Here is a 12,333-nt window from a genome sequence, read left to right as displayed (position 1 = left end):
AGACCTTATTGGCCATGATCCATGAACTATCATCCATCACCATTAGCCATGAACCTCTTTCATCATCTCCGTTACCACCTCACCCAGGTCATAAACCGGTACGGCATTTATTGCAGCCGAAACAATGCTCACACCGGCAGCCGAACGATAGCCTGCAGCGCAATGCACTATGACAGGTTTATCGGCAGGGATCTCACTAACGCGTTCGCGCAGTTCGGGCAAAGGTATACTAACGGCATTTTTAAAGACCTTGCCTGCCGCAACTTCTGCCTGATTGCGTACATCAACTATCGTGTAATCATTTTCATTTGCCCTGAAGGCGTCTAAATCAAGATCGGGGGATACTTCATTGGCGTTTACAGGAACCAACAATGCGCCTTTGATATTTTGTTCGTAACCTATTTTGGCTGCTTTTTTAATCAGGATATCAAGCTTATCATCATTTTCGGCAATGAGGTAAAACTGCTCATCAGGGCCGATAATGGAACCCAGCCATGTTTCAAATTTTTCACCATCCTGCAGGTTAATAGCGCCATGCAGGTGACCGCTCCTGAACTGTGCTTTGGGACGGCCATCAACTATTAAAATGTCAGCTTCCAACGCGCTGCCTTCCTCCATACGGGGTACAGCAGTAATGCTGTCTTCAAAGCCCGGTACCCCGTTTTTATTCAACAGCACATCACGACCGAAGTATTTGGGCATAAAAGGCTGATCGGTGGTAAGCGTTTTAACAAATTCCAGCTCATCCATCAGTTGTAAGGCATAATTTTCGCGCAGTTCGCGGCCAATGGTGCTTTCCAGCTCGGGGCTCATGTTTTTACCGCATAACGAGCCCGGGCCGTGCGCCGGGTAAACCACTACGTTTTTGGGAAGGGTCATGAGTTTTTGCCGGGTGCTTTGAAACATCTGGCGGGCAAGTTCCTCTTTTTTGCAGTAATGTTACCTACATTTTCCCGCAGGTCCGGTCGGCCTACATCCCCAACAAATAGTGTATCGCCGGTAAAGACGGCGGTTTCGCGGCCTTCTTCATCTACCAGTAAAATACAGATAGAATCGGGCGAGTGACCGGGAGTATTGATGGCTTTTAGTTTAATATCGTTAAGCTGGATAACGTCGCCGTCATCAAAAGTTTCGTGCGGATATGTTGCGCCGGTTAACTTGCTGCAATAAATTACAGCGCCTGTGGTTTCATGAATTTCGAGGTGCGAACTTACAAAATCCGCATGCGGGTGGGTTTCGATAACACCTACAATATCGGCATCGTGCTGGGCCGCGAAATCATAATAAGGCTGCGGGTTACGGGCCGGGTCAATAACTATCATTTTGCCCGTACGGATCACGGCATATGAACCATGCGCCAGGCCTTTATCGTAAAATTGTTGAATGATCATATTTTGCCTGCAAAGATAATGGTTAGGCGGAATGTTTTATTTGTGCAATGTTTGGGTGGTGTAAATATTGATCGCTTTGTGTAAATCTGTGAAGAATATTATCTATATAAAATAATTAAGTTTGATATAGCACTTTTAATATAAAAACTATGATATTCTCCGATTTTTCAAGCGAATTTAAAATGTTGGATTATCTTGTATCTCATAGCCAATTATTAATCAGGAGCATGAGAAGCCGTGAAAGAGAATATAACATCGATATCATTTTTAAAGGGGTGAGAACACTGATTATTGATTCGGTTTTTGAAGGATTGGAAATATCATTAACCGATGAAAATCAAAACATAAAATTAATTGAAGATCATGGTTTTGTAGTAAATCATAACTATAAAGTGTTTTTATTGGAAAATGAAAGCGGACAAAAACATTTTATAAATGCGATGGCTTTCGGCTTATTTCACAATAGGCTGGATATCCATGAAACAAGTTTAGGGCGGTATGATTGGGGCGACTTAAATGATGAAATGGTTTTATGGTATAAATAAAACAGTATGGTTTCTTAGTCGTGTCGTGAATATTTCCTCCTATCTGCCCTTAATTACTAAATTGCCTCAAATGATGGTCAACATGTTTATAAGCTAACTGACCCATTTGTTCCCTGGTCATTTCGCCAAAAAAAGTATGCTCAAAATCAGTTTTTGAAGTTTTGCCATATTCCTCAACCAGTTTAATCCATCGTTTTTTTTGTGCTTCTACATCGCCTCCTGTTTCAGTTACTTTACATTGTGGAACAGTAGGGCTATTTTTTGCTACGGGGCTATCATCCTTTATCATGCTTTTCAAAGCTACCTTACCAAACAGGCGACCGATGAACGAGCGTTTATAGACTGTTATGCCCAGGTACATTTCTGTCCGAAAGGGTGCAATGTTTCAGCATTTGATAAACATTCATTTTACCCCATTGTGGCTGGCTGTTTTCGTTAATTAAATTGATGCGGGTTATGAGGCCATCGCGGGTTTCTTTATCAAATATTGTTTTCATTGTTTTAAAAGGTTTATAAGATAAAGCTACTGCGAAATTACAAAACAAGCACAGGGGTTTTTGAGCCATAAACAGGGAGGGTTTACGCCAGTAAAGTAACTTGTAAACCAAACAGGCCCGGTTTCATAACCGGGCCTGTTATAAAAAACAAAACTCTTGCTTACCAGATCTTTGTCCTGTCTTCAGGTTTTTTATACATTTTATCGCCGGGTTTTACATCAAATGCTTTGTACCAGGCGTTGATATTGGTTACAGGCGCATTGGTACGGAACTGCTCGGGCGAGTGTGGGTCGGTCAGGATCCGTTGCGCCGCCGACTCCGGAGTTTGTGATGAACGCCATACCTGTGCCCACGACAAAAAGAACCGCTGATCGGGTGTAAAACCGTCAATGGTATTAGCCGACTGGCCTTGTTTGGTTTTGCTGAATGCCTCGTAAGCAATGTTCAAACCACCAAGGTCGGCAAGGTTTTCGCCAAGGGTAAGTTTGCCGTTTACGTGCAGGGTATCAAGAACGGTAAAGGCATTGTATTGTTTAACCACCTGGTCGGCGCGCGATTTAAATTTATCGGCATCTTCTTTGGTCCACCAATCGCGCAGTGTACCATCGGCGTCGTACTGGCGGCCCTGGTCGTCAAAGCCGTGGGTCATTTCATGGCCAATTACCGCTCCAATACCTCCGTAGTTAACGGCGTCATCAGCCTTAAAATCAAAGAACGGGAATTGAAGGATCCCGGCAGGGAACACAATTTCGTTATTAGTTGGGTTATAATAAGCGTTAACGGTTGGCGGTGTCATTCCCCATCGGGTTTTATCAACAGGTTTGCCTAAACGGCTAACGTTAAAATTATAGCGCCATTTGACTATTGCATGCAGGTTACTGAAGTAATCGTTACGGTTAATCACCATGCCATCGTATTTTTCCCAGTTGTCCGGATAGCCGATTTTTACGGTGAAAGCATTAAGTTTTTTAAGTGCATGTTCTTTGGTTGCGGGGCTCATCCAGTCAAGGCGCTTAATCCTGTCGCCAAGAGTTTCTTTAAGATTGTTTACTAAATCAACCATGTATTGTTTGGCGGCCGGGGTAAAGTATTTTTCAACAAAAAGCTGGCCCAGTAATTCGCCAAGGTAGCTATCAACAAGGGCACTCATACGCTCAACGCGTGGTGTCTGTACTTTTTGACCGGTTAGCGTGCTGTTGTAAGCAAAGCTTGCGTTAGCAAAGTCGGAGCTTAAATAACTGGCTGTTCCTCTTAAAATATTCCATCGCAGGTATATTCTCCAGTTAGCGATCGGGGTAGCTGCAAACAGCGAGTCGGTAGCTCTGAAAAACGAAGGCTGGCCAACAAGAATGCTGTCCTGTCCGCCTGCATTAAGGGCAGGAAGTATTTTTGACCATTTTAAATGTGGGGTTTGTTTTTCAAAATCTGCAATCAGGAACTTGTTGTAGGTTACATGCGGATCGCGCATGGCTACACGGCTCAATTGCGCCTTAGCCCAGGTATATTCAAGGCCGTAAACTATAGCAGTGTTTTTGGCTGCTTCATCAGCACTGCTTCCGCTAAGGGTGAACAAAGTTGTGATCAGCTTTTTTAAGGCGTCCTGTGCTTTTTTTGAACGCGGATCGTTTTTGAGGTAATAATCTCTGTCGGGCAGGGTAGTGCCTCCCTGACCAAGGCTTATCACATATTTGTTTACATTCTTTTCATCCTGTTCAACCCCAAACCTGAAAATCGGCGCACTTATTCCGTTAACGCGCTCATAAATCAGCTCATTAATAAAGTTGTCAAGGGTTTTTAACCGGTTAATGCGCTCCAGGTCGGGTTTGATGGGGGCATAACCGTTTTTTTCGATGGTTAGGCTATCCATACCACTGGCGTACAAATCTCCCACAAGTTGTTTCAGGCCGCCTTTGGGTTGTGATGCTGATGTCTGGCTTACTTCATTCAGCAAACCAATGAGCCTATCTGTATTTTCCTGGCGCAAAATATGGAAACTACCCCAGCGGGTTTCTTTAGCAGGGATGCCGTTTTGTTTTAGCCAGCCGCCATTGGCATATTCAAAAAAATCATCGCCGGGTTTTACGCTCAGGTCCATGTTGGCGGGATCGATAAATTTTTTAGGAGGGGCGGAGGTTTTGTGCCTGGATTTTGCGGGTTTTGGGCCATCTACGGCAAACACATTTACCGACATGCCAAGGCAGGCAGCCAGTAATAAACAGTTAAACTTTAATTTCATGTCAATACTTAAAAATTAAAGTTAATAAATAGCAGGTATTAAACACAAGTGGCCGGGGGCAGGCCTTTAGTGATTGAACCAGTTAATGATGGCCTCGAGTTTTGTTTTTTTCAAAATATCAAGCCAGAAACGGTGTAAGGGTAATGTTTTCATGACAATTTGAATGTTACATATATAATAACTTGTTAATTGTAAAAATATTGTGGGAGTGGGGTTGTTCATGGTTGATAGATCATGGTTCATGGTTTATAGATGATTGATCATGATTGCATGTTGTAGTGATAATCATTTTACAATGTACTGGTTTGCGTTAGGGATGGTAGCGGATACCGGCCAAGTGGCTAAGGCCTTGTGCAGTATGAGCGTACAGCCCGGGCCGCAGGCAACGCCATTATTCTGAACCGGGATTTGGGTGGATTTTTTGGGATTAATGGGATTTTATAAAAATTTTTTAACTCAAATAAACTCGATGGGATAGGTTGGTACGGTGAAAAAAACTAAACAATACGTAAAAACAACTAAACGCTAATCTCAATTCTCTAATCTCTTTTTCCGGGCATTACCTGCGGCCCGGGCTGTACGCTCATACGCCTGAGGGCATTACGCTCATTGGCCGGTATCCGCTACCGTCCCTAATGCTGCCTGCGCTCTTGACCGATCAAAAACTATCAGTTTAAAACCATCATCTATGAACCATGGACTATATTCCCAAAAAATCCCTCAACCTTTGGCTATGAACCGTTAACTATCGTATTTTTGCGCGTTATGAGTATTGCTAAAACATATATCCCAAAGGAAACCGAAGAAAAATGGTACAGTTACTGGTTGCAGCACGGCTTTTTTAAGTCGGTGCCTGATGAGCGCGAGCCTTATACCATAGTGATTCCGCCGCCAAACGTTACCGGGGTTTTGCACATGGGCCACATGCTTAATAATACCATACAGGATGTGCTGATTCGCCGTGCCCGTATGAAAGGCAAAAATGCCTGCTGGGTTCCCGGTACCGACCACGCCAGTATTGCTACCGAGGCCAAAGTTGTTGCCATGCTTAAAGAGCGCGGTATCAGCAAAAAAGACCTTACCCGCGAAGAGTTTTTAACCTACGCCTGGGAGTGGAAGGAAAAATACGGCGGCATTATCCTGGAGCAGCTTAAAAAATTAGGTGCCTCCTGCGATTGGGACCGCACCAAATTTACCATGGACGAGAACCTTTCGGAAGCGGTTATTGATACGTTTATCCACCTGTATAAAAAAGGTTTGATCTATCGCGGTATCCGCATGATCAACTGGGACCCGCAAGGCAAAACCGCGGTAAGTGATGAGGAAGTAATCCGTAAAGAGGTTAATCAGAAGCTCTTTTATATTAAGTACAAAGTCGTAAATCTGAAGTCGGAAGTTGAAAGTCAAGAAGCCACTTCAGACTTCCTAACCATCGCTACTACCCGACCTGAAACCATTATGGCTGATGCAGCTATCTGTATCAATCCTAATGACGAGCGTTACATGCACCTGCACGGTAAAAAGGTTTACATCCCGCTGATCAACCGTGAGATCCCGGTGATTTTGGATGATTATGTGACTATGGATTTTGGTACCGGCTGTTTGAAGGTTACCCCTGCACACGATTTAAATGACTACGAACTGGGCCAGCGTCATAACCTGCCGGTCATTGATATCCTGAATGACGACGGCACCCTGAACGAAAAGGCGCAGATACTGGTTGGAGAAGACCGCTTTGCAGCCCGAAAAAAATAGCCGTACTGCTGGAAGAAGCCGGCGTACTGGAAAAAGTTGAAGAATACAAATCTCAGGTTGGTTTCAGTGAACGTACCAACGCGGTTATTGAGCCAAAACTATCAATGCAATGGTTTTGCAAGATGGGGGAGATGGCTAAGCCTGCTTTGGATTATGTATTGAACGGCGAAATAAAACTGATCCCCGAAAAGTTTGTGAACACTTACCGCCATTGGATGGAGAATGTACGCGACTGGAACATCAGCCGCCAGCTGTGGTGGGGACAACAGATTCCGGCATGGTATTTACCTACAGGCGAATTTGTAATTGCCAAAAACGCTGGAGAAGCATTGAAGGAAGCGCAACTTAAAAATCCCGCACTTACCGCTGCCGACCTTACCCAGGACGAAGACGTAGTTGATACCTGGTTTTCATCTTGGTTATGGCCCATCTCGGTATTTGACGGTTTTAAGGATCCGAACAATGCTGATATCAATTATTACTATCCAACCAATGATTTGGTTACCGCGCCGGAGATCCTGTTTTTCTGGGTTGCCAGGATGATCATGGCCGGCCATGAGTTTAGGGGCGAAGTACCGTTCAGGAACGTATACCTTACCGGTATAGTAAGGGATAAGCAGGGGCGTAAAATGTCGAAATCATTAGGCAATTCACCCGATCCGCTCGACCTGATTGAAACATACGGCGCCGACGGCGTACGTGTAGGCATGCTGCTATGCTCGCCTGCAGGTAACGATTTGATGTTTGACGAAAGCTACTGTAAACAAGGCAGCGGCTTTGCCAACAAAATATGGAACGCCTTTAAACTGGTAAAAGGCTGGGAAGTTAATGAAAGCCTTGCCAACCCTAACGGCGTAGCCATTGAATGGTTTGCCAACAGGTTTAACCAGGCGCTAACCGAAATTGAAGCTAACTTTGCCCAATACCGTTTATCAGAGGCCTTAATGGATACCTATAAATTGGTATGGGATGATTTTTGCGCGTGGTATCTGGAGATGATCAAGCCGGCTTATCAGCATCCTATTGATAAGGCTACATATACGGCTACTATTCAATTCTTCGAAAATATTTTAAAGGTATTGCACCCTTTTATGCCGTTCCTTACCGAAGAATTATGGCATGATGAGCTGTTTGGCGACCGTACTGAATTAGACTGCTGTATTGTAGCGCAATTGCCCGCTATTGGGGAAATTAATTCACGTCTATTAAATGAAACAGAGCTTGTTAAAGATGTGGTAACCACCATCAGGAACACCCGCAAAACAAAACAAATTTCTGACAAAGAGCCGCTTGAGTTATTTGTTAAATCAAATTCGGGGATCAATTACGACCAGTATGAAGCTATCATTGCAAGGCTTGCCAATATCAGCAAGTTTGAATCGGTAGCCGATAAAGTTGAAGGGGCTATTAATTTCTTAGCCTCAACAGATGAGTTTTATATTCCGTTCAGCGAAGAAATTGACCCGGTTGCCGAGTGTGCAAAACTGAAAAAAGAGCAGGAATACCTGTTAGGTTTCCTGAAATCGGTTAATGCAAAATTGGGTAACGAACGGTTTATGGCCAATGCAAAACCCGAGATTATTGAGGTGGAGCAAAAGAAAAAGGCCGATGCCGAAGCCAAATTAACCATCATTGAAGAAAACTTAGCAGCTTTGGCTTGCTAATTGCAGAACTTACCGGCTTTGCGTAACAAGCTACCGTACAGTATTTTGATGGCTGTACGGTGGCCTGCCCAATTGCAAGGCCAATGTTAAGTTCTGAATATGAGTAATAAAGTAAGTTTTTTTAACTTATCAATTTATAAGATTTTGTCGAAGGAGCAATCGTTCCTTGACCAGGCCCGGATTCGTTTATTGTATTATGGGTTCTTCCTTATTTTTGTTGCCCTTGGGGCACTTTACCTGAACGTTTATTTCCAAAACCAAAAAATGCTTGCTGATACCGCCCTGTTTTTGATGGGAGCGGTAGTGGTGTTATTTAAGTATTTAACCTGGCGGCCCGACTGGCGCAGCGCAGCACATGCCCTGCTTATTGTGGGTACACTTGTTAATACCAGCCTGGTTTATGCCTCTATGCAAACGGTAAATATCATTACCGTGCAGGTAATTATAATCGTGATCGTATTCAGCTATTATATGCTCGGCCAGCAATGGGGGCTCATGTACTCGTTGCTCAATACAGTACCGGTTTTGGTATTTATGATCATTGAATATAACAGCGGTTACATTATTAGTATAAAGCCTAACAAAGTTGATCAGTCTACCATTATCATCAGCCTGTTTGCCAATTTTATATTGCTTATTTTTATCCATAGCCATTTTTACACTGCTTTCTTAAAAAACATCAGGCACCTTAAAAATAGTAGCAGGGAGCAGGCCCGGCTTTACAGTAAGATGGAAACGGCCATTGAAAAGGCAGAGAAATCGGCCCAGGCCAAATCAGAGTTCCTGTCAACCATGTCGCATGAAATCCGTACGCCGTTAAATGCGGTGATCGGGATGAGTAATTTGCTGATGATGAGCAATCCGCGGCCCGACCAGCGGGAGAACATCGAAATTCTTAAGTTTTCGGCCAATAACCTGTTAGCCATTGTTAATGACGTGCTTGATTTCAGCAAGATTGAATCGGGGAAGGTAGTATTTGAAAATATCCGCTTCAACCTTGTTGAGCTGATGAACAATATTTGCGGCGGGCAGATACTGAAGGCCGAAGAGAAAGGCTTGCTTTTTAAGCTTGATGTTGATAGCTCATTGAAAGATAAGGTGCTTTTTGGCGATCCTACCCGCATAACCCAGATCATTTTTAACCTGGTTAGCAACGCTATAAAATTTACGCCGCAGGGAAACATATGGGTAAGGGTTACTTGTGTGGAAGACCGGCATAACACCGTTACCGTTAACTTTTCGGTAAGGGACACCGGCATCGGTATCGAAAAAGAAAACCTTGAAACTATATTTGAACCGTTTACGCAGGAATCATTAGCTACTACCCGCGAGTATGGCGGCACAGGGCTTGGCCTGGCCATAGTTAAGCGTTTGCTTGAGCTGCAGGAACTGCAAATGACCGTTAACAGTACGATCGGGCGCGGATCAGAGTTTTCTTTTCATATGGAATTTCCTGTATCTACAGAAGTATTGCCGGTTGCAGTAGCCACCGCTCCTGAAGCTAAACAAATTTCAGAAAACCCGCTGGCCTGTTTACGCGTGCTTATTGCCGAAGATAATATGGTTAATGTGATGCTGATGAAGAAACTGATGAGCAAGTGGAGCATTAACCCAACCATTGCCGAAAACGGCGAACGGGCAGTTGAGTTTATGCAGTACGGCAATTTTGATATTATATTAATGGACCTCCAGATGCCGGTAATGAACGGTTTTGATGCAGCTAAAGAGATCCGTAAAATGGCCGATCCTAAAAAATCAAGCATACCGATCATCGCGCTTACTGCTTCTGCACTTTTTGATATCAAAGAACAGGTATACGAAGCCGGCATGAACGATTATGTATCCAAGCCATTTAAACCGGATGAACTGCTGGAAAAACTTAATAATTATACATTGAACAAGGTGGGTTGAGCCCCACCCAAACCCTCCCCGGAAGGGAGGGCTATGCCATTGTTGGTGTTGTCACCAACAATTCCTAATGCTCTTTTAATCACGTTATTTCATATTGCCAGTTAAGCTCCCGGTTGCTTATTTAATGCTATAACTGCGTGGAGTAGAGTTGTTGGTGACAACACCAACAACGGCCAGCGCTCACCTAATGCCCTATCTATTCAACTTATCCCCCTCCTTAATCACCGCCTGGTTTACTTCCTTTACTCTTTCGAACTCCATTTTTTCAACGGCCCTGTCGTAGGTTAAAACGCCGTTTACTTCGTGTTCAACGTCGGTGGTTTGGGTATATATGGCAACGCTCAATCCTTTATATTTCATTAATTGCTCTACCTCATCAAGCAAAAAAACATAACGGTCGGTAAGTCTGGCTTTGGTTGGCTCATAATCATAGGCATCGTTATGCACCGGCCACATATGACCGCGAACAAACAGGCCAACGCCGCCAAATTCGCCCAGCGAGGCCGCCCGGCGGCTATCAGGAACGGAAGCACCATACGGGCCAACATAAATATGTGTATCCACGTAATCGCCATTGCCCGGATCGCCGTAAGGTTTTTGGTAACTGGGATTATTGTTAAAGCCCGAATTGCCATTAACTAATCGCGACGGATCATATTGTTTAACCCAATTGGTTATGTTTTTTACATCAAAAGCACCCCAGTTTTCATTGAAAGGCACCCATGTAATAATGGAGGGCGAGTTATAATGATCGTCGATGATGGCTTTTAATTCTTTCCGGTAAACCGTCCTGTTTTTGGTGGTGTCTTCATTCTGATACCATATAGCGGGCATGTCCTGCCAAACCAATAAGCCCATTTTATCGGCCCAATAATAAAAACGCTGCGGCTCGGTCTTCATGTGCTTACGGATCAGGTTATAGCCCGCTTTTTTGGTGTATTCTATATCAAATTTAAGGGCTTCTTCCGTAGGTGCGGTTAAAACACCGTCGGGCCAGTACCCCTGGTCAAGCAAGCCAAGCTGCATGATGAATTTGCCATTAATAAGCGGACGGATCACGCCGTTAAGCTTACCCAATTTAATATCACGCATGCCAAAATAGCTTTTAACCTCGTCGGCTTCGCTGCCATCAGTATTGTATAGGGTAAGCTTCAGATCATACAAAAACGGAAAATTTGGTGTCCATAAAACCGGGTTATCTATCGGCAGGTAAAAATATGCTCCTCCGGTTGCATCAACCTGTGAAACTTCTTTGCCATTGTTTAAGGCAACTGCTTTGAGTTTACCTGCACCTGTAGTATTAACAAACACTTTTAAACGTTTACCTTCCACGTCTGGCAGCAGGCGGATGTTTTTAATATATGATTCATTTACAGGCTCCAGCCAAACGGTTTGCCAGATGCCCGAGGAAAAAGTATAATCGCCGCGGGGACCGCTCTTGCCCGATGGTGTTTTACCGTCATTGGGGTCATGAGCAGCAACAATAAGGGTATTGCTGCCTTTGGCGAGATATGGAGTAATATTAAAACTAAATGAATCGTACCCACCCGAGTGTGAGCCTGCTTTCTTTCCGTTTATAAAAACAGTAGCGTCATGATCGACAGCGCCAAAGTGAACAATAACCTGTTTGTTTTGCCATTTTGACGGGACCTCAAAGCTCCGGTGGTACCACATATTTATTTCCTGGTTGCGTTGTATACCTGAAAGCACCGATTCGGGACAATAAGGTACCAGGATCTTGTCGCGCTTACCCTCAAATGATGCGGGCGTTTCAGGATTTAGTGCGTTGGGGGCGTTTTTACCACCCTGGTAATCCCATTTACCATTTAAGCACAGCCAGTCATTACGCTGTAGCTGGGGACGGGGATATTCTGATAAAGGTATTTCGGCTTGCATGGCGGCATTGGTCCATTGAGTTGGAAGTTTGGCTTCCTGGGCAAAGGCGGTGCATCCGTATAATACTGCGGCCAAAAGCAGGGCTTTCGCTTTGAGATAGGCGTTCATAAGGTAATGTTATAATTGATGAGGTTATGAACGCCAAAATAGGGAATTGATAACTGTTATCATAACATTTTATTGGGAAATAGGATGTTGTCTGAACCCGAATTTATTGAATTTAGGGAACGAGCAGAAAATGCTATACACATTCCATGAATTCTTCAAATTCGTTTCCCCATGGCGCAAGTGTTGTGCGGCTGTTAGAAGGGTGGATCACTTGTGACTATAAAAATCAACCCGCAGTATTTGTTTAGGAGGAATGATTGATTGGTAATTGGAGAAGTTACAAGTCAGCCATAGCGCTGCCCTGCACTCAAGACTTGCGCCAGTGAGGGC

General features: G+C 44.0%; 8 protein-coding genes and 1 pseudogene. 3 read left to right on the top strand and 6 right to left on the bottom strand.

Annotated features, from left to right (window positions below; all coding sequences use genetic code 11):
• Window positions 1-42 precede the first annotated feature (42 nt).
• Together ACQ86K_RS24225 and ACQ86K_RS24220 are read right to left on the bottom strand one after the other, a co-directional pair.
• A complete protein-coding gene (locus ACQ86K_RS24225) occupies window positions 43-879 on the bottom strand; it encodes a rhodanese-like domain-containing protein (protein ID WP_431198958.1) in 837 nt (278 codons plus the stop codon).
• A complete protein-coding gene (locus ACQ86K_RS24220) occupies window positions 876-1,391 on the bottom strand; it encodes an MBL fold metallo-hydrolase (protein ID WP_431198957.1) in 516 nt (171 codons plus the stop codon). The genes ACQ86K_RS24225 and ACQ86K_RS24220 overlap by 4 nt, the downstream gene beginning before the upstream one ends.
• Window positions 1,392-1,540: 149 nt before the next feature.
• Here ACQ86K_RS24220 and ACQ86K_RS24215 point away from each other — a divergent pair, with 149 nt between their 5' ends.
• Window positions 1,541-1,936: a hypothetical protein gene (locus ACQ86K_RS24215; protein WP_091175246.1), complete on the top strand. Its 396-nt coding sequence runs from the start codon at window positions 1,541-1,543 to the stop codon at window positions 1,934-1,936.
• A 49-nt stretch (window positions 1,937-1,985) separates the two neighbouring features.
• Here ACQ86K_RS24215 and ACQ86K_RS24210 read toward each other — a convergent pair whose 3' ends face one another.
• From ACQ86K_RS24210 to ACQ86K_RS24200, 3 genes are all read right to left on the bottom strand, one after another.
• Entirely contained in the window at window positions 1,986-2,297 is a 312-nt protein-coding gene (locus ACQ86K_RS24210; protein WP_431198956.1) for a DUF1569 domain-containing protein, read from the bottom strand.
• Entirely contained in the window at window positions 2,272-2,433 is a 162-nt protein-coding gene (locus ACQ86K_RS24205; RefSeq protein ID WP_431198955.1) for a hypothetical protein, read from the bottom strand. The genes ACQ86K_RS24210 and ACQ86K_RS24205 overlap by 26 nt, the downstream gene beginning before the upstream one ends.
• Before the next feature lie 160 nt (window positions 2,434-2,593).
• Entirely contained in the window at window positions 2,594-4,669 is a 2,076-nt protein-coding gene (locus tag ACQ86K_RS24200; protein WP_218134515.1) for a M13 family metallopeptidase, read from the bottom strand.
• 765 nt (window positions 4,670-5,434) lie between these two features.
• Between ACQ86K_RS24200 and ACQ86K_RS24195 the strand changes: the two are divergent.
• Window positions 5,435-8,088, top strand: a pseudogene (locus ACQ86K_RS24195) (valine--tRNA ligase).
• 144 nt (window positions 8,089-8,232) lie between these two features.
• The gene (locus ACQ86K_RS24190; RefSeq protein WP_431198954.1) at window positions 8,233-9,999 is read left to right on the top strand and encodes an ATP-binding protein; all 1,767 of its coding nucleotides are present in this window, start codon (window positions 8,233-8,235) and stop codon (window positions 9,997-9,999) included.
• A gap of 192 nt (window positions 10,000-10,191) precedes the next feature.
• On the opposite strand, the gene ACQ86K_RS24185 is transcribed toward ACQ86K_RS24190, so the two are convergent.
• A complete protein-coding gene (locus tag ACQ86K_RS24185; protein ID WP_091175242.1) occupies window positions 10,192-12,003 on the bottom strand; it encodes a glycoside hydrolase family 2 protein in 1,812 nt (603 codons plus the stop codon).
• Window positions 12,004-12,333: the final 330 nt, after the last annotated feature.

The organism is Mucilaginibacter sp. P19, from assembly GCF_050632265.1.
Classification (GTDB): Bacteria; Bacteroidota; Bacteroidia; order Sphingobacteriales; family Sphingobacteriaceae; genus Mucilaginibacter; species Mucilaginibacter gossypii.
The sequence above is the reverse complement of the archived record's forward strand: the minus strand, read 5'-3'. Positions and strand labels throughout refer to the sequence as shown.